Below are 24,301 nucleotides of genomic sequence, written 5' to 3'. Positions count from 1 at the left end.
GTTTAATATATAGAATTGTACAACACGTTGTTGGATACATACAAATACAATAAAAATAATGAGGGGCGAAAAATAATTGAAGCTATCTGATTTTTCTATAAGACGACCTAAATTTACAATCGTCGTTATGATAATACTTATGCTCTTAGGTGCAGTCTCATTAACAAGACTCCCTTTGCAGCTAATGCCACCGATTGAACCTCCTATTGCCGCGGTAGCAACAACTTACCAAGGTGCTGGGCCTGAGGAAGTGATGGAAGACGTTACAGTACCGTTAGAATCTGAATTGTCGTCTATAAATGGTTTAAGTAATATTTCTTCTCAGTCACAGGAAAACTCTTCAGTTGTTATTATGGAATTTGACTATGATATGCAGATTGAAGATGTAGAAAGTGATATTAGAAGGGCGATTGATGCAGTTGAATTACCTGAACAAGCAGAATCACCGTCCTTTTTAGAATTTGATATCTCTATGTTGCCTAGTATTCAACTGGCAGTCACTTCTGAAGGAGAAAGTGTTGTTGATTACCAAGATCAAGTGGAAGACTTAATTACAGAGCTTGAAAATATCGAAGGGGTCGCATCAATCACTGAGAATGGTGCAGTGACTCAAGAGATTCAAGTGAACTTAGATATCGACGCACTTGAAGAAGTCAACATGAGCCAGAGTGATGTGGCAGGATTAATCGAAGCAAATAACATATCGATACCAAATGCTACGATTGTCGATGAAGAAGAACGTACATCTATAACGACGCGTACGGTTAGTAATATTGACAGTGTTGAAGCCTTACGCGAATTAGTTATTACGGACATACCTGATGGCGGGACACTCACTCTAGATGATATCGCAGATGTATCTGTTGAAGCACAGGACTCAAACTCCATCACAAGATTGAATCAAGGTGACGCCTTATCTATAGACGTGATGCTCGCTTCAGATGCGAATGCGTCGCAAGTTAATAAAGAGTTTAATAAAGTTCTTGAAGAAAAACTTTCTGAAGATGAATTTAGTAACCTAACAGTTGAATCACTTTATGATGAAGGTGAGTATATTGATCTTGCAATAAATAGTGTCTATACGTCACTTATTTCCGGTGCAATACTTGCTATGGTTGTACTCTTCGCTTTTCTTAGAAATTTAAAAGCACCGCTGATTATTGGTTTAGCAATACCATTCTCAGTCATAACAACTTTTGCGCTATTATTCTTTACAGATATAAGTATAAACTTAATGACACTAGGTGGTTTGGCACTCGGTATTGGTATGCTAGTGGATAATGCTGTAGTTGTTATTGAAAATATATATAGGCATCTATCTATGGGCAAAAACTCCAAACAAGCTGCAAGTGATGGTACAAAAGAAGTTGCATCTGCTATTATTGCATCAACTTTAACAACAGCGGCTGTGTTCTTGCCGGTTGTGTTTGTTAGTGGTTTAGTTGGACAACTATTTACACCACTTGCGATTACAGTAGTGTTTAGTTTATTTGCATCGTTGTTTGTCGCCTTAACTGTTGTTCCCATGATTGCAAGCCGTATTTTAAGCGCACCTAAACAGAACATGGAAAAAGTCAGACAGGAAAGACCATATATGAAGTGGTTGACGCGTGCGACGCGTTGGACCTTAAAACATCGTCTCTTAGTTCTTTTCATCACGACTATACTAATGGCACTAGGTTTACTAGCTATCTTTAACCAAGGTATGACTTTGATGCCTGAAAGTGATGAAGGTGCCATTACGATTGAAATTGAAAAAGAACAAGGTACTATTTATGAAGACACTCTAGAAACAGTGCAAGAAATTGAGAATTACTTAGAAGATTATTCTGAAATTGATATGTACCTTAGTAACGTTGGCTCTTCTCAACCAATGATGTCGATGACTGAAGAGACAAACAAGGCTAGTGTTACGGCAACGCTTGTTAGTCAAAATGAGCGTAATGTGACGACAAATGAATTCATAGAAGATATTGAAAGCGATGTGGAATCCCTAGATGAATCAGCTGATATCAATGTGATTCCTATGTCTCAATCAGGTATGTCATCAGAACCGAATACCTTGATGTTGAATGTATCTGATGATGATTCAGAAAGATTGAAGAAATCAGAAACAGCAATAATTAGTGCTTTAGAAGAAGATGATCAGATTGACAGTGTGACATCTAGTCGTGAAGATCTAGTTTCCGAGATGCAGATCAATGTTAACCGTGAAGCGGCTAGAGAGAATGGTTTACAGCCAGCTCAAATTGGTCAAGCACTTTATGAAGCTTCCAATGGTATAGAATCTTCTACAGTAGAAGGTGAAAATGATTTCTTAACGATAAATGTGAAGTACCCAGATAGTTATTTAGAAAGTGTAAATAACTTTAGAAATCTAGAAATTGCTAATGCTGAAGGTGAATATGTTCAGGTTAGTGAGGTTGCAGAGTTAGTTGAAACTGAAACTCTACCGTTAATTAATAGAGATAGTCAGGAAGAAACTAGCGAACTCACAGTAAACTACGATTCTTCTATGTCATTAAATGAAGCGGGTACCTATGTCCAAAATATAGTAGATGATGCAGACTTTAGTGATGATACACACTATTCAGTGGGTGGAGATTTAGAAATGCTTGGAGATGCCATTCCACAAATCCTTCTTGCAATTGTCCTAGGGATTGTCTTTATCTACTTAGTTATGGCAGCTCAGTTTGAGTCATTCAGACATCCATTCATTGTTATTATTGCAATGCCATTGACTATCATTGGTATTGCGCTCGGACTGATTGTAACGAATAGTCCACTCAGTATTGTATCCTTTGTCGGTATTATCATGTTGCTGGGTATTGTGGTCAATAACTCCATATTGCTGGTGGATTATACTAATCAGCAGAAAGAAAAAGGAATTCCAACAATTGATGCACTTGAACTCAGTGTGCAACATCGTTTCCGTCCAATACTAATCACAGCCCTAACGACAGCACTAGGTATGTTACCACTTGCTATAGGTATTGGCGAAGGCGGAGAAATGATTGCACCGATGGGTATAGTTGTAATCGGAGGTCTTGTAAGTAGTACCTTCTTCACACTATTTGTCATTCCTATTTTCTATAGTTATATCGACAAAGAAACGCGTAATATGAATAAGAAATATATGACACCAGATGGTGAAGTGATTACTCAAAAAGAAGTCGATGAGATGAAACGTCAAGAAGAACAAGGCGATATGAACATCGAAGAGACTGAAGAAGAAAAAGAAGACTATATCGATGAAATGCAAAAATTAATCGATAAGATGCGTGAAGACAACAATAATAAATAAGTTTCATAAATAGGCTATCCAAGGGGATAGCCTAATTTTTATGAATAAGTCTAAAAAATGGTGTTTATTGTTCAATTATGATTTGATGAAACAAAGCGCAAGATTTGTTCGTAATAAAGGGGGAGGACCATGACTTTAGATATTACCTGTGAGAAAAGAATTTACACGAATGACGTCACATCACACTTTCACGAACATGGACAGCTATTATTTCCTTTGTATGGCTCAATGGATTTAAAGACGATTGAGCAACAGGTGAAACTAACACTAGACTATGTTTACTATTTAGCTCCAAAAAGTAAACATACCTTTCACTCAACTGATCAGAATGAGTTTTTAGTCTTGGATATTCCAAATAATATGTTACCAGGTGAAACGAGAGATATGTATGTTGAGATGAATACGCAGTGGGCATCAGTAAAACAATTATTAATGAACGAAACAGCAAATAATGCGATTGCAAATTTAACCAATTATGTAGTGGATAAGTTAGATACAACTACACCAAAATCTATTGATTACATTCATAAAAATTATAAAGATAGGGTCAGTATTGAAAGGTTGGCTGCTGAGGAAAATTATCATCCTGCATACTATTCGAAGTGGTTTAAAAAACAAACGGGGAAAAGTGTAAAAGCGTATTTAGATGAATTGCGCTTATTAGAGGCTAAAAGACTCTTACAATTCTCATCTTGGACTATCACACGAATTGCGGGAGAAATTGGCTATGATAATGTGTCGTCGTTCACACGCTGGTTCGTAAAGGCACAAGGCATGTCACCTCATGCTTTTAAAGAGCTTAAGAAAAGATAAATCATATGTTTAAAACTGTAAGGAAAGTTTCTATGTAACGAGATATGATACTCGTAATAGAAATTCTATGAGGTGATTAATATGATTAAAATTTTGAGCCCACTGCTCATATTATTCGCAGCGATTCTTTGGGGTACGGCTGGGACTGCACAGGCCTTAGCACCTAGTGAGGTACATCCCATTTCGATCGGTGCAGTCAGACTATTTATAGGTGGAGGATTCTTGCTAATGTTAGTCTTAGCCACTCGAAGACTAAGACTTAATGAAATTCCATATAAAATAGTCATTGGTGCAGCTTTATGTATGGCACTATTTCAGCCATTCTTTTTTTCAGCTGTATCTTTAACAGGTGTTGCGATTGGGACAGTCGTAGCCATAGGTAGTTCTCCGGTTCTCGCAGGTTTAATTGAGATGATAATTTTAAGAAAGAAGCCAAGCAAAACATGGTGGATTTCCACCCTACTATCAGTCGTTGGAGTGATTCTTCTATTCTCGAATCAAGGTACGACCCAAGTAGATCCTAGAGGGATTTTACTCGCACTTGGTGCAGGATTGAGCTTTGCAAGCTATACAATAATAAATAAGAAAGTCGTTTCTAGTATTCCAGCCCTACCTGCTGTGGCAGTAGTATTTACGATTAGTGGATTGATGTTATCGCCATTTTTATTTATCTTCCATGCGACTTGGGTTTTCACATCTGATGGATTAATCACTGGTTTGTACTTAGGCGTCATTGTAACAGGTATCGCTTATTTCATGTTTGCTAGAGGGTTAGCTAATGTTGATTCATCAACTGCTGTAACCTTATCCCTAGCAGAACCTCTGACTGCAACAATGTTAGGTGTGTTTATGTTGGGTGAAGCGATGTCACCTTTATCTTGGTTTGGTCTTATCCTTGTTCTTCTAGGTATTGGAGTATTAATATTATCCACTGTAAAGAAATCTAAGCGTTTTGAAGCGGAATATTCAAATGTATAAACGAATGACACAAAAAAGGATCTCACTCGTGAGATCCTTTTTGAATATTAATATGAGCTGCTGTAGCCAATTACAGTTTGGACGACATAATCATCTTCTACGTTAAAGGCAATCACACTCTTTTCATCTTCGTCTTCTTGATCACCAAGTTTAAATACATAGGTGTCGTATGGTTTATTTTTATGCTCAATAAGTTCGTAGTCATCACCGTATGAATCGATGATATCATCGATTTCTAATTGCTCATCTTGTATAGGGAAAACAACCTTAGTTACACTATCCCCACGTACAGTAAACTTCTGATCATTTTCTTCTACAAACTCAGATTGTTCATCTTTAACTTTCTCATAATCTGCTTTAGAAGCTTCAATTTCATGACCATTAAAAGCAAGTGTACCATCTTCCTCTAATGTCTTAGTAAAGGCATCATTTAAAAGGAATTGCCCATCACCAAAGCCAGTATCACCTTGGTATTTATAATTGGTATTACTGTTTTCTTTTTCAGCGGCTTGTATTGTGTTATTGGTGTTAATCTCATTATCGATTTGTAAGCCTGTGACAACTGTAGCTGCAATTCCAGCAGAAGCAAGAACTTTAACTAGTTTATGAATGTTCATGTCTTCATCTCCTAAAAATAGATTCCGAACTTTGAGTCTGACATATTTATTCTATAACTGCAAATGACAAGGGGTAAAATTAAAAATAATGCTATGCATTATATTATAACATATAGCGTTATAATTGCGATATATTTAGTATGTAAAAGTATTTAGACACTGTATTTTGAAAATGTAAAAGACGATTGGTGTTAATATTGTTATAAGATAATTACTTTGAAATTAGGAGAAAACTAAATGGAACTTAATAAGCAGATTAAGAAATTTAGAGATCGAGATGGTTACTCTCAAGAAGACTTAGCTGAAAAACTTTTTGTTTCACGTCAAACAATCTCGAACTGGGAGAATAATCGAAGTTACCCAGATGTGCATAATTTAATGATGCTTAGTATCTTGTTTGATGTTTCAGTTGATGAATTAATTAAAGGAGATATTCAGTATTTACGAGATAAAACTGAGCAAAAGAAATGGACAATTTGGTCTAATATCATGTTAATTTCGGCAATCGTTTCTGCCTTCTTATTTGTTCCTGCAATGCTTTTGGACAATCGTGTGTTATTAATCACGTCTATTGTATTGTATATACTTGCGATTGGTGCTTCTATACCCATTGAGATTCTAAAACGTAAAGAAGGTATATATACCTACCGTCAGTTAATTGATTTTTACGATGGTAAGGACATTAAAAAGAAGAAACGTTTCAGTGATATTGTCATCACCTACCTTACCTTTCCTATTCTACTTATTATTGTGATATTGATTAGCTTTCTCATGTTTTCCTCCTAATTCTAAAAAAGGAATGATTCATGATGAATTTCTTTTCAAGTAATCTAATTGTAATTTTAATCATTTATCTTGTGCTACCATTGGCTGACCTCTTTTTTGACTTAAATGGCATATTGATCGCTTTACTTATTACTGTTTGGATGGCTACTGTTATTTTTCATGAACTTGGCCATTGTTTTATTGCTAAATGTAGAGGTATGAGAATTGCATTTATTTCTGGTTTACTCGGAATGTATATGAATGGCAGATACTTTTTTAAGGTTCCGATGTACTTTAGTTTTGGTGCAATGCTTGCCTATAAACCGTTAAGAAAAGGTCATATTACAAAGCATGATATAATCTGGCTGAATTCAGGGGGGTTCATATTCAATTTAATTTCAGTGTTAGTCCCGTTATTAATCGATCAACTCTTTAGTTTAGATAGCTATATTTTAAATTTTGCTATATGGATGAACATAATTATTGGTGTCGTTACTGGTCTAAATCCATTTGCAGCAGATGGTAAAAGCATTTGGAACTTATTACGTGGAAAAAATGATGAACTGAAATTCTACGACTCTATGAACTATATTTATGATTCTGAAGTTAGTAGTACACGTATTTTAGAAGAGCTTGATAGAGATCGAGATATTATTTCTACTTATGCGAGTAACATTGCGTGGGTTGAACGTCATGTGGATAGTAATGAAATTACACAAGTGTATCAAACTGAACTTCACGATTCTGAGACGCTGAATTATAAGCTTATCAAAGCGTTTCAATTGTTATATAAAGCAGCCGATGGACATCAAATTGATGATAAAGAAGTTGAGATATTTAATGAAGTGAATACGAGTTTATATGTTGTATTTGGACAAGTCTATCAGTACTTTAAAACTGGTGATGAAACAATATTAGATAATCTCTTAAGGAAAAGGATATGGTTACCGAGTCAAAGAGAAAACAAGCTTCTAATCAATGCAATTCAAAGAATAATATAGACAAAAGAGAGCTGTATGTTCTGATATTGAACGTACGGCACTCTCATTTATATTTAAACAAGATTTTCTATGATGGATTCAGCTGAACTAGCAGTTCTTACTCTACGCATCTCCGTTTTAATCGAATGGATGAAATTTTTATCAGCTAGTAAATGCTCTGTATATTCTTTTAGTTCTTTTCGATTGTTTGCAACAAGGGCTAATTTCTTTTCTTGGAAATACAGAGCATTTTCCATCTCTTGGCCAGGAGTCGGTTTATATAGGATTACAGGTGTCTCAGTCGCTAGGGCTTCTGTTAGGGTAATGCCTCCAGGTTTTGTAATCATGATATCTGCACATGACATCCAATGATTCATATTTGTTGTATAGCCAATGATGAGTATATTCTTATAGTTGTGAAATTCTAATTTAAGTTGTTCTCTTAAAATATCGTTTTTACCACAGATAATGATGACTTGATTATCATTTTTAGTAGCTATTTTCTTCACGTACTTCTTAAACCCTTTTAGAAGGCCGAGCGAACCTGTACACACGAGAATAGTGTTTTTGTCTGTTGATAAGTTGAATTTGTTTAGCCAAGCATTCCTGTCAGTTTTAATCTTGAATTCTTTACTGATAGGAATACCTGTGACTTTGATCATCTCAGGTAAAACACCTTTTTTAATTAAGTCGCCCTTCATTTTTTCTGTAGCAACATAATAGACATCAGTATTATTAATTACCCAATTTTTGTGCACACAGTAATCTGTAATCACTGTATGAATTGGGATATCTAGGCCGAATTCTTCTTTAATGAGACTTAAAACAGGTGTTGGGAAAGTATTTAAAATGAGGTCTGGATTATGCTTATCAATTATATTTTTTAAATAAGCTAAACCATATTTTTTGTAGAAACAAGTGTTTAGTTTTTCCTGACGGGCATAATAGAAAAACTTGTAGGTCGGTTTGAAGTGAGTAAAGCACTTTAAGTACCAGTCTTTAATAAGTCGGGTTAATAAAGGGTGAGCCTCTAAATAAAGATCGTGTGTTACAACGTCGATATCATAGTCATTGAGCGCCTTGTTTAAAGTATTGCTTACCATTAGATGACCGTTACCAAAAGAGCCAGTGATCACAAGTACTTTAAGTTTAGACATTATTATATTCCCCCACATAATGTAATGAACTAGAGTGCAGTAAGAATCATATTTTTCACTTAAATAATATCATGAGATAAAAGAATTATTGAAAAATAAATAAACTCTTAACAATAGTAAAAATCCCTTTTAAAATTCAAAGGGATTTATCTTGCATCACTAGTATTAAAGATAGGGTAGTTTATGCCTAAATACGATGAGATTAATAGAGCGATTAAAATAGTAATGACAAAGAATATATCATTAAAGGAAAAAGTTGTTTGTCGGTAGTAGGTTCTCTGATTATCACTGAACCCTTTGGACTCCATAGCAATACCTAGGCGATATGCTCGACGTATACTTTGGCTCATCAAGGTAACGATTGTCATTCTTAGTCCTTTAAAACCAGGAATCCGTTTCTTATCTATTAAAGGTGCACGAACTTTTCTAGCACGTCTTAACTGTACATATTCTGAGAAAATTAATGGAATCATATTGATAGCTGCCATAAAAGAATAGGCATATTTTGACTTTATTTTGAAATGAATCATCAAAGCATAAAATACATCCGTAATCTTTAAAGTGAAGATTACTAATGCGCCAAATAACGATAAAATAACGCCTCTCATGGTGATATGAATACCACGGATAAAACTCTCTTCTGTAACATGGATGATACCTAATTTAAATAAGGTTGTATCGCCCTGTCCGTATAGAATCATATAGGTGCTGGATAATAAACCGGACACTAAAATAACGCCTAATAGAATACATAAATAACGCCATTGGATACCACTTAAGGTAAACAATAGTATCGCCATTATACATACAAAATAAAGCAAGGTATTCGGGTTATGAGTAAAGACGACAATCACAAAAAGTGCAGCAGCTGCGATAATTTTGGTAACTGGGTTAACGTTATGAACGAAAGTATCGTTATTCTTAATGCTATCGAACATTGTGTGTGTCCTTTTCTAGGATCATGCCATCCAGAATTTCTAAACGACGGGATGGATAACGCGTTTGAATATTCACGTCATGGGTAATCATAATTATTGTTGTACCAGCTTTAACCAATTCATCAAAAAGTTCCAGCATAAAGAACGTGTTTTTTTGATCCAGTCCAAAAGTCGGCTCATCTAATAACAACAAATCAGGTATGCCACCTAATGCTGTTGCCACACTTAAGCGTCTCTTTTGCCCTGTGGATAATTCTAGTGGATTTAGATGGGCAGAATGTTCTAGCGAAAACATTTTTAAAATATCTTCTGTCTTCTGTTTTGCTAGATTCTCATCATATCGGTGTTCCATATTGATATATATTTCGTCATAAACTCTATGAGTTATAAATTGCAGTTCTGGATTTTGAAAAACTGGGTAGACATCTCCGATGATATCCTTTGTTTTCTTTACAAGCTTATTCTTATAGATAATTTGTCCTTGATGGGGAATCAACTTCATCAATGCACTAAGAAAACTTGATTTACCCGCACCATTTGGACCTTCTAATGTAAGCCATTGCCGAGACCTTATGTGTAAATGATCAATGTAAAGTATATCAATGCCGCGTCTGTCTATTTTCATATCTCTAATTTCTAATAAAGGCGCTCCGTCTTTATTACTTTGTACAAATTGTGGTGCTTGGTTCCACGACATTGGATGCCAGACGCCGTATTCATTAAGTAAGTCAACGTGGTGACTTAGTACAAATTTTGGATCTTTATCGAGAATAATTTCTCCATCATCATTCATTAGGATGACACGGTCGACCTTATCCCAAATATATTCAACTCGGTGTTCTACAATCACAACAGTTAGGTCGGACCAAATAGATAAAATCGTTTCCCAAAGATTTTTTGCAGAATCATCATCTAACATGCTTGTTGGTTCATCTAAAAATAAAGTGTCCGGTTCTTGTAGGAGTGCTGCAGCAACAGATAGCTTTTGTTTCATCCCACCAGATAGTTGATTAATTGATAAGTCTAAAGGTACGTCTAGTCCAATTCTTTTTAAAGCGTTAGTCATCATGTTGTTCATCAGACTAGGAGCAATCCTCTGGTTTTCTAGGATAAATGCAAGTTCTTCTTCAACGGTTGGCATGGTGAACTGGGCATCAGGGTCTTGGAATACGTAGCTTGAAGCATTTGGTATATCTAAATAATCTGCTTTTACAGGTGTATGAATGACTTTAGGAATCAATCCGCCCATCACATTTAGTAAGGTGCTTTTACCGGAGCCAGAAGGACCGACAAGTAACACCTTTTCCCCTTTCTTAACACTTATATTGATGTTTGAAAATAATAGCTGCTCTGTCTCAGGGAATTTGAGTTTAAGGTTTTCGATATTTATATCAGTCATATTAAAAACCATCAGACGAATCGCTTTGTTTTTTACCAACATATTTTAAGACACCGGTCCCTTTTACACCTTCATAGAGTTTATGACCTAACCATCCGGCGACGATTGCGCCACTGATAATTCTGAAGATAAGCATCAGCATTAGGTTCCAAGTTTCTAAATGACCAAGGTAGCCATAATACCAATCAAGCGGAATTGTTGATAAGGCTGCTGCTACACCTGCGAGTACAGCTACATATAACTTAGTACTGTTATATCTATAGAGTAAGAAAATGATCTCACATGCCAGTCCTTGGAGTAGTCCATACATGATTAAGACGATATCGAACTGTAACAGAACGATCGTTTCTCCAGAAGCTGCTGCAAATTCTGCAAGTAAAGCGACACCCGGTTTTCTAATAATTAAATAAGCTACAATTGCAGCAATGAACCACATACCATAGACCAATTCATTGATGTGTAAACCAAGGGGCTGCAAGACGGTATATACACCATCCCAGAGAGAATAAAGTACTGCAAAAACTAAGGCGATGACAACTGTGATCAATACGTCTGTCAAAGTTAAAACATTGCTGTTTTTCATAGAATAAACCTCCGTGATTTTTACAAATAAAAAAACACACCACTAACGGAATGGTGTGCATATAAAAATATGCCACTTCCCTACGCTAGTATGATCTAGATCAGGTGATAAGGGTGATTCTCAGCCTTTACAGGCACCCCTAGTGGTGGTGATTTCAATATTTGATTATCTCAATCATAGTACACTTACACATTTTTGTGAAGTTAATTTGTAACAGTCACGCCGTGATTCGTACTTTCGTATAGGGTGACTTTAATTAAATCATCTTGCGGCTTTAAAATTTTGTTAAATTCATCTCTGATCCATAGTGCGATATTTTCCGCAGTAGTATTCATATTTACTAGCGTCTCATTTAATATCTGCCCATCTAAAAGCGGCCGGATTTTATTGTGGTATAAGGCGTCAATAGCCATAAAGTCAGTCGCTAAACCGGACTCATCAATTGGTGAGTTCACATCAACCGTCAATCTATAGGTGTGGTTGAGTAAATCTTTATACTGTGTTTTGGAAAAAAAGATTCGATTATCACAAGTGAATGTGTAATGGAGATGAATGGTGACCTGTTCTTTCTTATAGGCAAAATTGCTTGGTGCTTGTATATGACTCAGTGTTGACATAGTTTTCATCCTTTACTCATTAAAGAGTGCCTTAGATATGTTTAGGGCTCTTAACATTGCTGTTTTTTTATAGTTATGGTCTTCGCTCTTAATCAGTATATCATTCACTGTTTTAACACCTTCTACAATGTAATCTCCCTTGTTTAGCATAATACACTCTGCTCTTGCACCTGCGACAACATCAGATATTTCTGAACGTGTTGGGATACCGTTCTTAATCAGAGATTCTAATACTTGAGTTGCCCAAATCATTGGAATGTGTGCAGCCTCACATATCCATAATAGTTCTTCTTGAATTTCACTCAAGCGTTCATAGCCGATTTCTACAGCGAGGTCTCCACGAGCGAGCATGACACCAAAAGGTCTGTGTGAAGCGGCTTCGGCTATGATATTAGGGAATTCTTTTATGGCTTCTACAGTTTCGATTTTAGCAATAATAGGCATGTCTTTATTGTCATCAGGGAGCTTATCCTGTAATACCGATTCGATAAAAGCCATATCCTCTTTTGATTTAACGAAGGAAAAAGCGATCAAATCGGCATGTTGGCTAGCAAAATCTAAGTCTACTAAATCTTTTTCTGTTAAGACGTTTAAATCGATATCTACATCTGGGAAATTAATGCCTTTCTCTGTCTTAATTTTAACGCCATTTTCTTTAGTTACTTTAGTCACTTTTAAAATTAGGCCTGAGTCAAGAACCTCTGTTACCTTAGCCTCAACTTGACCGTCGTCAATCTTAATCAGTTGCCCAACATCAATATTTTTAAGGACTTCGGGTACTGAAGTGTTAACTGCAATTTCAATGTTAGCTGGTAAAGTCATCGCATCTTCATTAGATAAGAGGAATGATTCACCGGTTTTCAATTTAGGGTTTCTCTTGGAAGTAAGTAGATTTTTAATGCGAACTTTAGGACCGCTAATATCCATCAGAATACGACATTCTGTGTTCCCTTCTTTAGCCGCCTGTTTTATGTTGTGAATCATTTTCTTCCAAACACTACTGTCATCGTGGGCACAATTAATACGGGCTGTATTCATGCCTGAATCTATAAGGTCTTTTACAAGTTGATAGTCTGTTGCTGCGTCACTTGGCATAGTCACCATGATTTGTGATTGCCTGATTTCAGGGCCTTTGCCAAGCAAAAGGTCAGTATTATGTTTAAGCATGCTATATCGATTTTCGCCATCTTGATATTCTGGATAAGAAACATCATCTTGTTCATGGCCTGTTATATAACCTAAGGTTTTAATTACTGAATCTAAGTTTGACAAAACATGGGGCTCGATGCGTCCAAGAGAAGAAACGCCCCAAGGGATTAAATTATTTTGGATTTCTCGATGATCGTACTGCCTGAACGCCATATAATATGCTAAATTTCGAAGACTGTCACTATAGCTACTTCTTGTGTTAGATTCGGACCACTGGTCTAGCAATTTTTGGCCATCATCTAGCACTTGTACTTTCAACGATTTTACATCTTCAAGTATCCTTTTTGCTTCCTCGTTCATGATCAACCTCCTTAAAGGTGAAAAAGCTGCCCGGCCATTCATTAACCGGACAGCCGATCTTTATATATATATTTCATCTGTTGCTTTGGCACCTTCTATATCACGTTCCTTGAGTTCGTGTGTTGAGAATGTAGTCCAAACAACTGTAATCGTCGAATAATTAATTCTGATACCTGGGTGGTGTTGTACATCTTCTGCATACTCTGCAAGCTTATTGACGAAGTCTATGCCTTCAGGGAATGTTTCGAACTTAAATTTTTTAATTAACTTCTCATCTTCAAGAGTCCAACCTTCCAACTGCTCTGCTTCTTCTTTTATATTCATGTTAATACCTCCCGTTTATAATTTATCTATTTATTATTTACCCATATTTAAATATAAAAATCCAAAATGATTTAATATGTTTACCATGTGGTAAAGGATATCTAACTACATAAAGTGGGTGATATAAATGGATATAGAAAAGATAACGACACGTATTAAAGAAATTTTAGAAGAATCAAAAGTAGGCGTATTATCAACTGCTAAGGACAATATTCCAGACTCTCGTTACATGTGGTTTTATAACGATGGTTTAACCCTTTATGCTAAAACAAATGATCAGTCAAGAAAATACGAGGAGCTGATTGATAATCCTAACGTCCATGTATTGTTAGGGTTTAATGATGAGAAAAAACACGCGTTTGTAGAAATAACAGGATCAGTGGAAATAGTAAAGGACCAAGAAGTAATAGAAAATATTTGGGAAGAAGCGGATGAAGAATTTTTTGGATCTGTAAATAATCCTAATCTGGTTGCCCTTAAAGTGAAACCTAATTATATAAAGATTATGAGAGATAAGAATTTTGATGAAGTAGAAATTGATATCGAAGATATATAGTTTAGATTTATTCTTACAGGGCATACAAACTATGAGAAGGATTTTTAAAATCTAATTAGGAGTGATTATGTTAATGAGTAAAATATCTGCTTCAGATATTTTAGAAAGTGCAAAAAAAGAACAGGTAGACTATGTCAAACTTCAGTTCACTGACATACTAGGCGCCCTGAAAAATGTGGAAATTCCTGTTGAACAATTAGAAGAAGCTCTTGAAGGTCAAACAATGTTTGATGGTTCTTCAGTAGAAGGTTTTGTTCGAGTTGAAGAGTCAGACATGTTTTTAAAACCCGATTTTGACACGTGGGCAGTATTCCCTTGGCTGGAAGAAGAGTTCAAGGTGGCAAGGCTCATTTGTGATGTACATGATTTTAATAATCAACCTTTTGAAGGTGATCCGAGAAGTAACTTAAAACGTATTGTAAGTGAGATGAAGGATATGGGTTATGACCAGTTTAACCTAGGTGCTGAGCCAGAATTTTACCTGTTTAAGCTTGATGAGAATGGTGAGCCGACGAATGCAGTAAACGACACCAGTGGTTATTTTGATGTGTCTATTTCAGATACAAGTGAAGCGTGCCGTAGAAAGATTGCTAGAACATTAAAAGAAATTGGTTTTGAGGTCGAAATGTTCCACCATGAAGTAGGTCCTAGTCAGCACGAAATCAGTTTCAAATATAGCGATGCTGTAACGGCAAGTGATAACATTCAAACGTTTAAATATATTGCAAAAACCGTTGCTCATCAGTATGGTCTACATGTAACCTTTATGCCAAAACCCCTTTATAATGAACCGGGTAGTGGCATGCATTATAATGTATCGCTGTTTAAAGATGATAATAATATATTCTTTGATAAAAATGATGAATTTGGCTTAAGTGAAGAGATGCGTTACTTCATGGCCGGTCTATTAGATCATGCTAGGGGTTATACTGCAATTTGTAATCCTTTAGTAAATTCCTATAAACGATTAACTTCAGGTTTTGAAGCACCAAGATACATTGCTTGGAGTGGCAGAAACCGTACACCGCTCTTAAGAATACCGGGTACTAGAGGTGCGGGAACGAGAGCAGAAGTAAGATCGCTTGATCCGTCTGCGAACCCTTATCTAGCGACGGCAGTCATCCTAAAAGCCGGTTTAAGTGGTATCCAAAAAGAGAAAGATTTAACAACGCCTGTTGATGAAAATATATATAATATGTCACACAAAGAAAGAAAATCAGAAGACATAGAAGATTTACCAACAACTTTATATACAGCAATTAAGGCGTTAAGGGCAGATGAAGTCATTCAAGAAGCTCTTGGTCAACATATATTTGATCATTTTGTAGAGAATAAATTATACGAATGGCAAAGATATAGTGCGCAAGTAACGTCATGGGAAATGACAGAATACTTGACTCAGTACTAAAATAACACCGTTATAATGACTATCGTTATAACGGTGTTTTATCGTTTTATAAATAATCTTTTACATTGTAACTCTCTTGATTTCCGAAATCGTCAGAAGTTACAACCTTGATGAGTGCAGCTGCAACATCTTCAGCTTTTGCTAGCGCATTATTTGACTTATATTCTTTAAAACGATCTAGGTTTGGAAATTCATTGATGTCTGAAGAACGAATAGTTTCTTGCATTCCAGTATCAATCACACCTGGGTAGAATATGGCACTCTTGATGTTATTTTCTTGATGTATGTTCTCCTTATTTAAAACTTCATGAACCATATTAATAGCTGCTTTTGAACTACAGTAAGCACCCCAACCCTCAATGCCGTTTACCGCAGCCCCACTTGTTACAGTTAGAATACGTTTGGTACCTTTGAAATCTTTAAGACGATTGATGAATCCCTTGATAAGTAGTGTTGGTGCAACAACATTTGTTTTATAGTTATCTAGCATTTCAGAACCATTTAAATTGCCTAGTGATTGTACAGGGTCTACAGTACCTGCTACATTGAGTAAATACACTTCATCGCCATTACTAGGTTCAATAGCTGAGAAAATATCTGATATTGAATTTTCTAAGGTGTCGATGTCATTAAAGTCAGTGAGAAAACTCTGGTGTATAACTGTATTATTTTCTATAGGACTACGTGTAATGCTAATGATTTTGTCGTCCTTTAGTAAGTTTGCAACTGCCTGACCAAGTCCCCTATTTGTTCCTGTTAAAAACACATATCTCATGATTTAAACTCCCTTATGTTTGATAATTCTTATACTACACTTCTTTTAGGCGTGATTCACACATTTTTATAATTGTTTCAAGGGCAGTAATGCGTGCATAGCGCTTGTTATTTGCAGAAATAATGCACCATGGTGCAATTATAGTCGATGTGTAATTAATCATATCTTCTGATGCTTCTAAATATAAGTCCCATTTATCCCTATTTCGCCAGTCCTCTTCAGTAATTTTCCAAGCCTTTTCAGGTGTGTTCTCACGGTCTCTAAATCGTTCTAGCTGTTCTTCTTTATCTAGAGATAGAAAGAACTTTATTATGATTGCACCGGCGTTGGATAAGGATTTCTCAAAATCATTTATTTCTTGATAAGCCTGTTGCCACTCTCTCATAGTTGCAAAACCTTCTACACGTTCAACTAAAACACGTCCATACCAACTTCGATCAAAGAAGCCGATATGACCAGTTCTCGGAATTCGGTTAGCGAAACGCCATAGATAATGATGAGAAAGCTCAATATCTGACGGTGCACCTATGGCGTTATTTGTATATCCTGTCGGGTCAAGTAATGCTCTTGTATGTTTGATATTACCGCCCTTCCCAGCTGCATCCATACCTTCGTAGACTAAAATTAAAGGTATTTTATGTTCATATAACTGAAACTGAATTTCTCGCATTTTTTCTTGGAGTAAGGGTAATCGTTTCTGATAATCTTTTTTCTTCATTTTTTCTTTGTCAAAATCAAATGTGAACAGCTTCGTTTCAAAATCCCTTGTGAATTTACCGTCGACAACTGGTTCTTCTGCTGTAGAAGCGCGTTCAATTCTTGACTCAAGACGGTCGATGAGAATTTTATACATATCATTGACAGCTTGGTCACTGTTGTGGAAATTCACAACTTCCCAAGGACAAAGTGTTTGTCTGTTGATGAAATACGACATTTCCTCATCATAATCATGGTGCTTAAGTAAACCTTGGAATTCTTCAGCTTTCCATTTTAAAACAGGGTTTCCCTTTAATTTTTTAATATGACGTTCACGCGCTTCTTTGTCTGTATTAATAAAAAGTTTAATGATTTCGTAGTCATTATTAATCAGCGTTTCTTCGAAATTTTCCATATCCTCTTCTAGTTCTGCCATATTAAAAGGTGTATGTGTGGCTTTGTAGTAATCTTTTAGCTCTATATATTGAGAATACCAACTTCTGAAGTGGATATTGATATCGCCTTCCGGCGGTAAATGATACCAATAACGTTGTAAAAATGGATAGCGTACATAAGCCTCTCTTGGTGGCCTAGCTGCAATGAAGTTCGTATACTTTGCATCAAGGGCCATATATAATGCATTAGCGAGTCTTGATTTACCTGAAGCGGGGGCCCCTTCAATTAAAATCATGACAGGTATTTCTAATTCGTGTGCAGCTCTCGTAACTTCACCTAGTTTATTTTCTAACTTTTCGTTAATGTCGTCCATCAACCCATCCCCTTAAGGTAAATATTTTGTCTATTATTTCCCTTGTTATACATAAAGAAAACAAAGTATAAAGTATTGAGAAATCAAAAGATTGCCTTTTCCCGACTTGTATACTATAGTTTAGTCAGAGTTTTTCAACTGAATAAATATTCTTTCGGGGCAGGGTGAAATTCCCAACCGGCGGTGAGAGCCCGCGACCTGTACGTTATTTTACGTATGGCTGATTCAGTGCAAGTCTGAAGCCGACAGTTAGAGTCTGGATGGGAGAGAGAATAATGCAGCAGCGTAAAATCTTTATAATTTTTGCGTTTATTTAACATTGCAATTTGTGCAATGTTATTCAGCATACATTATTTTAGCGCCGGTGGATGATTTCATTCCCGGTGCTATTTATATTCAGGAGGTAAACTTGAATCACTATATGGATATAGCTATATCAATGGCTAAACTAGCAATTGGACAGACAGGTATGAATCCGCCTGTTGGTGCGGTCATCGTAAAAAATGGTCGCATTATTGGTACTGGTTCCCATTTAAAAAGTGGTGAAATGCATGCAGAACTTGCAGCGTTACAGGCTTGTATTGAGGATCCAGAAGGTGCGGATATCTATGTTACTTTAGAACCATGTTCGCATCACGGTAAGACGCCGCCTTGCACTGATGCCATAATAGAATCAGGTATCAAACGTGTTTATTATGCCTATAAGGATAATAATGATAAGGTGTCAGGCATTCAAAAATTATCAGCACACGGAATTGAAGTGATTTATTCAAGGCATGAAGCGGCAAGTGAACTTTATCGTCCTTTTAATATAAGGCTTATGAACAAAAGACCCTATATTACTCTCAAGTGTGCACAGACACTGGATGGTAAGATAGCACGTCAAAACGGTGACAGTCATTGGGTGAGTAACTCGGAATCAAGAAGGGATGTCCATCAAATTAGACAGCTTCATGATGGCATTTTAATCGGTGCAGGTACTTTGATAGCTGATGATCCCTTATTGACAGTTCGTCTTTTTGATAATGATAAACAACCGATACCAATCGTTCTACTGGGTTCAAAAGTTTTAAATCAATCGTTGAATTTATTGAAGCACCCAGTTCAACCTATTGTATTTACGACTAATGAAGAAAATTTGAAGTTTAAGGATACTTTTAAAGTATATGTAGGCAACTACACTTTGACAGAAATATTAACAATATTAATTGAAGAGAATGTCTCTTCCGTGCTTGTTGAGGGTGGTACAACTGTTCACACTCAATTTATAAATGAAAACTTATTCGATGACCTCATCATTTACATTGCCCCGAAAATATTTGGTTATTCTAAATATCAATTACATAGTGGTGTCTTGGATACCCACGATGGACTGATATTGCAAAACGTTGAAAAACTCGAGTCAGACATAAAGCTTACCTACAGGAGGACTCGACAATGTTTACAGGATTAATCGAACACACTGCTCCGGTTTTAGAGATCAATCGACAATCGGAACTTACTTCTTTAAAGATACAAAATACTCATTTCAAAAATTTAATACAAGGTGAATCTATTGCTGTTAACGGTGTATGTTTAACAGTTACTAATTTTACAAATGATACTTTTGAAGTAGACATCGTCAATGAAACCATGAACGTTACAAACTTCAATCAGCTGCAACCAAACCAAAGTGTAAATCTAGAGCGAGCATTAAGACTTGACCAACGTTTAGGTGGTCATCTCGTTGGTGGTCATGTGGAGGGCACTGGTCAAATCATCACGTCTTCAATAGACGGAGATGCCCTTGTTCTTGAAATAACAGTGCCGGATATGCTTATGAAGTACATGGTACATAAAGGCTCTGTAACGATAGACGGCATTAGCCTGACAATATTTGAAGTCGATTATGAACGTTGTAGAATTACTTTGAATATCATTCCAGAGACTCAGAGACAGACGAATTTAAGTAACAGAATTGTCGATGACAACGTCAATATTGAATCGGATATGATTGTCAGACATGTCGCTCACTTAATGTCGTTTAAACAGGCAGGTGGGACCCATGTTTGATGCTATTGAAGCTGCACTTGCAGCACTAAAAAATGGCGAGCTTATTATCGTGACTGACGATGAAAATAGAGAAAATGAAGGAGACCTTATTGGTATTACGGAATTTATCGATGAAGAAGCAATCAATTTCATGGCAACACACGGTCGCGGTCTTATATGTGCACCAGTTTCAAAAGAAATTGCAAGACGAGCTGGTCTTAATCATATGGTCGAATATAATAGCGATGAGTTTCAAACAGCTTTTACGGTTTCAGTTGACCATGTGAACTCGACAACAGGAATCAGTGCTTTTGAAAGGTATGAAACAATTCAAGCTTTGATAAGTAATCATCTTTCAACAAGCGATTTTAATCGACCAGGACATGTATTCCCACTGATTGCTAAAGACGGAGGTGTCAGAGAAAGACAAGGGCATACTGAAGCGGCAGTTGACTTAGCAAAACTCACTGGTGCAAAACCAGCGGGGGTAATCTGTGAAATTATGAATGATGACGGCACTATGGCAAGATTAGATGACCTTATCCCCTATAAGAAAAGGCACAATTTAAAGATGATAAATATTAAAGATTTAAAAGCATATATAGAAAAAAATATGACAGTATCACATGAAAGTACAGTATCTCTACCAACAAGCTATGGTGATTTTAAGTTACATGCTTATACAGACCAAGACGGTTTAGAACATCTCGCTTTGGTTCATGGTGATATAAAAAAACGTATGAATGTGAGAATTCATTCTGAATGTCTAACGGGTGATGTGTTTAAGAGTGAGCGTTGTGATTGCGGAGAGCAACTAGACCTTGCCATGAAAGTCATGGCTAAGGAAGACGGCGTTATATTGTATATGCGTCAAGAAGGCCGTGGCATTGGGTTAATTAATAAGCTGAAAGCATATGAATATATTGAAGCGGGTTATGATACCGTCACTGCGAATGAACATTTGGGATTCGACGCTGATTTGAGACGTTATGATGCAGCTGGGAGTATTCTGAAGTATCTAGGTATAAATGAAGTAGATTTATATAGCAATAATCCGATGAAGGTCACTGGTCTAAGTAATGAGGGCATTATTGTGCATCAAACTTCACTTATTATTCCGCCCAACAGCCACAATGAATCATACTTGAGAACTAAAAAAGAAAAACTAGGACATTTATTATAGGAGGAAGTATTATGAATGAATTACAGGGAAATATGGATGGAAAAGGCTTAAAAATTGCGATAGTAACTGCAGAATTTAATGGTTTCATCACAGAGCAATTATTAAAGGGTGCCCATTCAACATTGTTAAAATACGGGGTGATTGATGATGACATTGACTCTGTACATGTACCAGGTGCATTTGAATTGCCATTGATCGCCAAAACATTAGCAGAATCAGGTCGTTACGATGGTGTTATAACGTTAGGATGTGTCATAAGAGGTGCCACAACACATTATGATTATGTATGTAACGAAACAGCAAAAGGGATTAGTAATGCTAGTCTATCTACAGGTATTCCCGTTATTTTTGGCGTTATAACGACGGAGAATGTTGAACAAGCTATAGATCGTGCGGGTGTTAAAGTAGGGAATAAAGGTTCAGAAGCAGCGGCCGCAGTCATAGATATGGCAAGAAAATTAAACTTGATTAATGCATAAATTAGGTAAAGAAAACCGGCTGACAAATATAAATTGTCAGCCGGTTTAATGATATCGGTCAGCGAATTAGTTGTCTGATATGATCAGGTAACATAATTACTTCTGCTTGCATATCAGCTGGTCGGAATGTCTTATCGATACAAGCATCCATATATTCTAGGTGTTTCTCATCGATATCTGCATCACTGATTTTCTCACCATCATCAGCTTGAATGCTGTACCAGTATAAGTATTCAACATCCATGAAGACCTCTCGGAAGATTGTTTCTACGTACATCTTTTCTCCTTCTAAGTTCATCAAAACATCATCCATGTTCTCTTGCATGTATTTAATCCACTCATCAACTATTTCGCTTTTTCCTTCTTTAACTTTAAACTTAGTGAGTTCAGCTCTCATGATAGCTCCTCCTCGTATATTTACACTATATATAATTATTTTATATTAAATTTTATCATGTTGCGAATAAATAAGTGTGATCTTAACATTTTATAAACAAACATCTGCTATAATAATATGCATTAATCTTTGAGGAGTTAGAAAATGTTGGAAAAATTTAAAAGAGAATGGTTGACTGCTCCAGGCACAAACATCCTAGCTGGTATAGTGGTTGCCCTAGCATTAATACCAGAAGCGATCGCATTCTCAATCATCGCAGGCGTAGATCCAATGGTTGGTTTATATGCATCATTTCTTATTGCCGTCATTATATCCCTTGTGGGTGGTCGCCCGGCAATGATTTCAGCTGCAACTGGTGCAGTTGCCTTAATTGTCGTACCGCTAGTACGGGATTATGGTGTAGAGTATTTATTTGCAGCAACGATTCTAATGGGTATCATTCAAATCTTACTAGGTATATTTAAGGTAGGAAAACTACTTAAGTTCATACCAAATTCGGTTATGATTGGTTTTGTAAATGCCTTAGCGATCATGATTTTTATGGCACAACTACAGCATATATTTGGTATATCACTTGATACATATATTTATTTCATTATTACTTTAATTATTTTATATGTTGTACCAAAATTCTTAAGGACTATACCCGCTCCATTGATTGCGATAGTGACCTTAACAGCGGCCTACATGATATTTGGAGCTGAGGTTAGAACTGTAGGTGACCTTGGTGCAATTGAAAAGTCATTGCCGAGCTTTTTAATTCCTGATGTACCATTTACATTGGAAACTTTAAAAATAATTTTCCCATATTCACTATCTATGGCAATAGTTGGTTTGGTGGAAAGTTTATTAACCGCACGTATCGTTGATAATGCAACTGATACTTACTCTAGTAAAAATAGAGAGTCTAGGGGTCAGGGTATAGCGAACCTCGTAACAGGTTTTTTTGGAGGAATGGGAGGCTGTGCAATGATAGGACAATCTGTTATTAATGTGAGATCAGGAGCGACGACGAGACTCTCTACTTTTACAGCTGGTTTTGTGCTCATGCTGATGATTATTGTACTGGGCGATTTGGTTGTCCGAATCCCTATGCCGATCCTGGCAGGGATTATGGTCGTTGTTACTATTAGTACCTTTGATTGGAAAACCTTCAAGTATATAAGAACTGCACCAAGGACGGATGTCTTTGTAATGTTATTATCTGTTGCTATAATCTTGTTAACAGATAATCTGGCGATTGGTGTTGTGGCAGGCGTATTCTTTAGTGCCATATTCTTTGCGACTAAGATTTCTAAAGTATCAGTCGAAATGGATGAATCAGAACATCATTTTACATTTCGTGTTGTGGGGCAAGTATTCTTTGCTTCAATTGACACAATGATTGAACAGATAGAATTTAGACCCTATGATAAGCATATCTACTTAGATTTTTCACAGGCACATTTGTGGGATGATTCTGCGGTGGATGCCATTGATACTATAGTTAGAAAGTTTGAAGATAAAGGGAACATGGTATTTGTCTCAAAACTTAACGCTGATAGTAGAAAAATTATGAAGGAATTAAGCGAATTAAACGAACAACATCTTACTTAAACTAGGAGGGGTACGGTGTATCAATCAGTTTTATTGGCAGCGGATGGTTCAGAAAATAGTTTTCGTGCAGCAGTAGAGTTGATGCATTTTATCGGTGAAAAAACAAAGGTAACAGTGCTGAATGTTACCGAAATTGAACATTCGAAGGATGAAGTATTACATGGGCTGAAGCCAGCGAATCTGGATTCCATCACAACGCTATTCGACGAAAGTAACGTTGATTATAACGTTGTTATAGAACGTGGTATACCTGAAGAAACTGTCATTAAATACGCTAATAGCAGAGATTACGATATTATAACGCTAGGCAGTAGAGGATTAAATAGTCTACAAGAGATAATGATGGGAAGCTTAAGTCGAAAAGTCGTTAAAAAATCAGAAATTCCAGTTTTAATTGTTAAATGAGGATGGGTGAGCGAGACTTATG

Annotated in this window: 24 protein-coding genes and 2 riboswitches; of the genes, 13 read left to right on the top strand and 11 right to left on the bottom strand. The window is 36.3% G+C overall.

From position 1 onward, the window contains the following. Positions 1-76 precede the first annotated feature (76 nt). From EYB29_RS01330 to EYB29_RS01320, 3 genes are all read left to right on the top strand, one after another. Positions 77-3,304 (top strand): efflux RND transporter permease subunit, encoded by a 3,228-nt coding sequence (locus EYB29_RS01330; protein WP_166626337.1) that lies wholly within the window; start codon positions 77-79, stop codon positions 3,302-3,304. Between the two features lie 129 nt (positions 3,305-3,433). After that, on the top strand, positions 3,434-4,117 hold the full coding sequence (locus tag EYB29_RS01325; protein WP_166626336.1) for an AraC family transcriptional regulator: 684 nt from the start codon (positions 3,434-3,436) through the stop codon (positions 4,115-4,117). Positions 4,118-4,198: 81 nt separating this feature from the next. Next, the gene (locus tag EYB29_RS01320; protein ID WP_166626335.1) at positions 4,199-5,095 is read left to right on the top strand and encodes a DMT family transporter; all 897 of its coding nucleotides are present in this window, start codon (positions 4,199-4,201) and stop codon (positions 5,093-5,095) included. Positions 5,096-5,142: 47 nt separating this feature from the next. Here EYB29_RS01320 and isaB read toward each other — a convergent pair whose 3' ends face one another. Continuing rightward, positions 5,143-5,712: an immunodominant staphylococcal antigen IsaB family protein gene (isaB, locus tag EYB29_RS01315; protein ID WP_026865938.1), complete on the bottom strand. Its 570-nt coding sequence runs from the start codon at positions 5,710-5,712 to the stop codon at positions 5,143-5,145. A 237-nt stretch (positions 5,713-5,949) separates the two neighbouring features. Here isaB and EYB29_RS01310 point away from each other — a divergent pair, with 237 nt between their 5' ends. Next, positions 5,950-6,498 (top strand): helix-turn-helix domain-containing protein, encoded by a 549-nt coding sequence (locus EYB29_RS01310; protein WP_026865937.1) that lies wholly within the window; start codon positions 5,950-5,952, stop codon positions 6,496-6,498. A gap of 20 nt (positions 6,499-6,518) precedes the next feature. Further along, positions 6,519-7,478 (top strand): hypothetical protein, encoded by a 960-nt coding sequence (locus tag EYB29_RS01305; RefSeq protein ID WP_166626334.1) that lies wholly within the window; start codon positions 6,519-6,521, stop codon positions 7,476-7,478. A gap of 53 nt (positions 7,479-7,531) precedes the next feature. Here EYB29_RS01305 and EYB29_RS01300 read toward each other — a convergent pair whose 3' ends face one another. The 7 genes from EYB29_RS01300 to EYB29_RS01270 all read right to left on the bottom strand — a co-directional run bounded on the left by EYB29_RS01300 (position 7,532) and on the right by EYB29_RS01270 (position 13,984). Next, on the bottom strand, positions 7,532-8,614 hold the full coding sequence (locus EYB29_RS01300) for an MGDG synthase family glycosyltransferase (RefSeq protein WP_166626333.1): 1,083 nt from the start codon (positions 8,612-8,614) through the stop codon (positions 7,532-7,534). Positions 8,615-8,760: 146 nt separating this feature from the next. Then, positions 8,761-9,552 (bottom strand): energy-coupling factor transporter transmembrane component T family protein, encoded by a 792-nt coding sequence (locus EYB29_RS01295; protein WP_166626332.1) that lies wholly within the window; start codon positions 9,550-9,552, stop codon positions 8,761-8,763. Further along, complete coding sequence (locus tag EYB29_RS01290; protein WP_240921807.1) at positions 9,542-10,993, bottom strand: ABC transporter ATP-binding protein; 1,452 nt, start codon at positions 10,991-10,993, stop codon at positions 9,542-9,544. Before EYB29_RS01290 ends, EYB29_RS01295 begins: the two co-directional genes overlap by 11 nt. Then, on the bottom strand, positions 10,953-11,534 hold the full coding sequence (locus tag EYB29_RS01285) for an ECF transporter S component (protein ID WP_026865933.1): 582 nt from the start codon (positions 11,532-11,534) through the stop codon (positions 10,953-10,955). Before EYB29_RS01285 ends, EYB29_RS01290 begins: the two co-directional genes overlap by 41 nt. Before the next feature lie 60 nt (positions 11,535-11,594). Continuing rightward, a riboswitch (TPP riboswitch) is annotated at positions 11,595-11,685 on the bottom strand. Between the two features lie 52 nt (positions 11,686-11,737). After that, positions 11,738-12,151: a 6-pyruvoyl trahydropterin synthase family protein gene (locus tag EYB29_RS01280; protein ID WP_026865932.1), complete on the bottom strand. Its 414-nt coding sequence runs from the start codon at positions 12,149-12,151 to the stop codon at positions 11,738-11,740. Between the two features lie 12 nt (positions 12,152-12,163). Further along, on the bottom strand, positions 12,164-13,660 hold the full coding sequence (locus tag EYB29_RS01275) for a pyruvate kinase (RefSeq protein WP_026865931.1): 1,497 nt from the start codon (positions 13,658-13,660) through the stop codon (positions 12,164-12,166). Positions 13,661-13,720: 60 nt separating this feature from the next. Then, the gene (locus tag EYB29_RS01270; RefSeq protein ID WP_035855308.1) at positions 13,721-13,984 is read right to left on the bottom strand and encodes a 4a-hydroxytetrahydrobiopterin dehydratase; all 264 of its coding nucleotides are present in this window, start codon (positions 13,982-13,984) and stop codon (positions 13,721-13,723) included. Positions 13,985-14,111: 127 nt separating this feature from the next. Between EYB29_RS01270 and EYB29_RS01265 the strand changes: the two genes are divergently transcribed. Together EYB29_RS01265 and glnA are read left to right on the top strand one after the other, a co-directional pair. Further along, positions 14,112-14,540, top strand: a complete 429-nt coding sequence (locus EYB29_RS01265; RefSeq protein WP_026865929.1) for a pyridoxamine 5'-phosphate oxidase family protein — start codon at positions 14,112-14,114, stop codon at positions 14,538-14,540. A gap of 73 nt (positions 14,541-14,613) precedes the next feature. After that, positions 14,614-15,948: a type I glutamate--ammonia ligase gene (gene glnA / locus EYB29_RS01260; protein WP_156889120.1), complete on the top strand. Its 1,335-nt coding sequence runs from the start codon at positions 14,614-14,616 to the stop codon at positions 15,946-15,948. Between the two features lie 46 nt (positions 15,949-15,994). Here the strand turns inward: glnA and EYB29_RS01255 are convergent, their stop codons facing one another. Together EYB29_RS01255 and EYB29_RS01250 are read right to left on the bottom strand one after the other, a co-directional pair. Further along, the gene (locus tag EYB29_RS01255) at positions 15,995-16,723 is read right to left on the bottom strand and encodes an SDR family NAD(P)-dependent oxidoreductase (RefSeq protein ID WP_166626331.1); all 729 of its coding nucleotides are present in this window, start codon (positions 16,721-16,723) and stop codon (positions 15,995-15,997) included. A 34-nt stretch (positions 16,724-16,757) separates the two neighbouring features. Next, positions 16,758-18,188 carry a phosphate--AMP phosphotransferase gene (locus EYB29_RS01250; protein ID WP_166626330.1) on the bottom strand — a complete coding sequence of 477 codons (1,431 nt, stop codon included), beginning with the start codon at positions 18,186-18,188 and terminating at the stop codon, positions 16,758-16,760. 146 nt (positions 18,189-18,334) lie between these two features. Beyond that, positions 18,335-18,464, top strand: a riboswitch (FMN riboswitch). A 145-nt stretch (positions 18,465-18,609) separates the two neighbouring features. On the opposite strand from EYB29_RS01250, the gene ribD reads away from it, so the two are divergent. Genes ribD through ribH form a run of 4 tightly spaced genes read left to right on the top strand, consistent with a single transcriptional unit; the run spans position 18,610 to position 21,881 of the window. Next, positions 18,610-19,641: a bifunctional diaminohydroxyphosphoribosylaminopyrimidine deaminase/5-amino-6-(5-phosphoribosylamino)uracil reductase RibD gene (gene ribD, locus EYB29_RS01245; protein ID WP_166626467.1), complete on the top strand. Its 1,032-nt coding sequence runs from the start codon at positions 18,610-18,612 to the stop codon at positions 19,639-19,641. Continuing rightward, on the top strand, positions 19,626-20,240 hold the full coding sequence (locus EYB29_RS01240; RefSeq protein WP_166626329.1) for a riboflavin synthase: 615 nt from the start codon (positions 19,626-19,628) through the stop codon (positions 20,238-20,240). The genes ribD and EYB29_RS01240 overlap by 16 nt, the downstream gene beginning before the upstream one ends. Continuing rightward, entirely contained in the window at positions 20,233-21,402 is a 1,170-nt protein-coding gene (ribB, locus tag EYB29_RS01235) for a 3,4-dihydroxy-2-butanone-4-phosphate synthase (RefSeq protein WP_166626328.1), read from the top strand. Before EYB29_RS01240 ends, ribB begins: the two co-directional genes overlap by 8 nt. A gap of 11 nt (positions 21,403-21,413) precedes the next feature. Continuing rightward, on the top strand, positions 21,414-21,881 hold the full coding sequence (ribH, locus tag EYB29_RS01230; RefSeq protein ID WP_026865922.1) for a 6,7-dimethyl-8-ribityllumazine synthase: 468 nt from the start codon (positions 21,414-21,416) through the stop codon (positions 21,879-21,881). Positions 21,882-21,939: 58 nt separating this feature from the next. Here the strand turns inward: ribH and EYB29_RS01225 are convergent, their stop codons facing one another. Continuing rightward, positions 21,940-22,278 (bottom strand): DUF6176 family protein, encoded by a 339-nt coding sequence (locus EYB29_RS01225; protein ID WP_026865921.1) that lies wholly within the window; start codon positions 22,276-22,278, stop codon positions 21,940-21,942. A 144-nt stretch (positions 22,279-22,422) separates the two neighbouring features. On the opposite strand from EYB29_RS01225, the gene EYB29_RS01220 reads away from it, so the two are divergent. Together EYB29_RS01220 and EYB29_RS01215 are read left to right on the top strand one after the other, a co-directional pair. After that, positions 22,423-23,874, top strand: a complete 1,452-nt coding sequence (locus tag EYB29_RS01220) for a SulP family inorganic anion transporter (protein ID WP_166626327.1) — start codon at positions 22,423-22,425, stop codon at positions 23,872-23,874. Between the two features lie 15 nt (positions 23,875-23,889). Then, positions 23,890-24,279, top strand: a complete 390-nt coding sequence (locus EYB29_RS01215) for a universal stress protein (protein WP_026865919.1) — start codon at positions 23,890-23,892, stop codon at positions 24,277-24,279. The last annotated feature ends 22 nt before the right edge of the window (positions 24,280-24,301 follow it).

This window comes from Jeotgalicoccus sp. S0W5, from assembly GCF_011634875.1.
Lineage (GTDB): Bacteria > Bacillota > Bacilli > Staphylococcales > Salinicoccaceae > Jeotgalicoccus > Jeotgalicoccus marinus.
This window is presented reverse-complemented; position numbering and strand designations above follow the sequence as displayed.

Excerpts from the sequence above, each read along its gene's own strand:
- EYB29_RS01250 (WP_166626330.1), bottom strand. The coding sequence starts at position 18,188 with ATGGACGACATTAACGAAAAGTTAGAAAATAAACTAGGTGAAGTTACG.
- EYB29_RS01325 (WP_166626336.1), top strand. The coding sequence starts at position 3,434 with ATGACTTTAGATATTACCTGTGAGAAAAGAATTTACACGAATGACGTC.
- EYB29_RS01225 (WP_026865921.1), bottom strand. The coding sequence starts at position 22,278 with ATGAGAGCTGAACTCACTAAGTTTAAAGTTAAAGAAGGAAAAAGCGAA.
- EYB29_RS01240 (WP_166626329.1), top strand. The coding sequence starts at position 19,626 with ATGTTTACAGGATTAATCGAACACACTGCTCCGGTTTTAGAGATCAAT.
- ribH (WP_026865922.1), top strand. The coding sequence starts at position 21,414 with ATGAATGAATTACAGGGAAATATGGATGGAAAAGGCTTAAAAATTGCG.
- EYB29_RS01285 (WP_026865933.1), bottom strand. The coding sequence starts at position 11,534 with ATGAAAAACAGCAATGTTTTAACTTTGACAGACGTATTGATCACAGTT.
- EYB29_RS01305 (WP_166626334.1), top strand. The coding sequence starts at position 6,519 with ATGATGAATTTCTTTTCAAGTAATCTAATTGTAATTTTAATCATTTAT.
- EYB29_RS01295 (WP_166626332.1), bottom strand. The coding sequence starts at position 9,552 with ATGTTCGATAGCATTAAGAATAACGATACTTTCGTTCATAACGTTAAC.
- EYB29_RS01265 (WP_026865929.1), top strand. The coding sequence starts at position 14,112 with ATGGATATAGAAAAGATAACGACACGTATTAAAGAAATTTTAGAAGAA.
- ribD (WP_166626467.1), top strand. The coding sequence starts at position 18,610 with ATGGATATAGCTATATCAATGGCTAAACTAGCAATTGGACAGACAGGT.
- EYB29_RS01270 (WP_035855308.1), bottom strand. The coding sequence starts at position 13,984 with ATGAATATAAAAGAAGAAGCAGAGCAGTTGGAAGGTTGGACTCTTGAA.
- glnA (WP_156889120.1), top strand. The coding sequence starts at position 14,614 with ATGAGTAAAATATCTGCTTCAGATATTTTAGAAAGTGCAAAAAAAGAA.
- EYB29_RS01255 (WP_166626331.1), bottom strand. The coding sequence starts at position 16,723 with ATGAGATATGTGTTTTTAACAGGAACAAATAGGGGACTTGGTCAGGCA.
- EYB29_RS01280 (WP_026865932.1), bottom strand. The coding sequence starts at position 12,151 with ATGTCAACACTGAGTCATATACAAGCACCAAGCAATTTTGCCTATAAG.
- EYB29_RS01320 (WP_166626335.1), top strand. The coding sequence starts at position 4,199 with ATGATTAAAATTTTGAGCCCACTGCTCATATTATTCGCAGCGATTCTT.
- EYB29_RS01300 (WP_166626333.1), bottom strand. The coding sequence starts at position 8,614 with ATGTCTAAACTTAAAGTACTTGTGATCACTGGCTCTTTTGGTAACGGT.
- EYB29_RS01275 (WP_026865931.1), bottom strand. The coding sequence starts at position 13,660 with ATGAACGAGGAAGCAAAAAGGATACTTGAAGATGTAAAATCGTTGAAA.
- ribB (WP_166626328.1), top strand. The coding sequence starts at position 20,233 with ATGTTTGATGCTATTGAAGCTGCACTTGCAGCACTAAAAAATGGCGAG.
- isaB (WP_026865938.1), bottom strand. The coding sequence starts at position 5,712 with ATGAACATTCATAAACTAGTTAAAGTTCTTGCTTCTGCTGGAATTGCA.
- EYB29_RS01310 (WP_026865937.1), top strand. The coding sequence starts at position 5,950 with ATGGAACTTAATAAGCAGATTAAGAAATTTAGAGATCGAGATGGTTAC.
- EYB29_RS01220 (WP_166626327.1), top strand. The coding sequence starts at position 22,423 with ATGTTGGAAAAATTTAAAAGAGAATGGTTGACTGCTCCAGGCACAAAC.
- EYB29_RS01290 (WP_240921807.1), bottom strand. The coding sequence starts at position 10,993 with ATGTTGGTAAAAAACAAAGCGATTCGTCTGATGGTTTTTAATATGACT.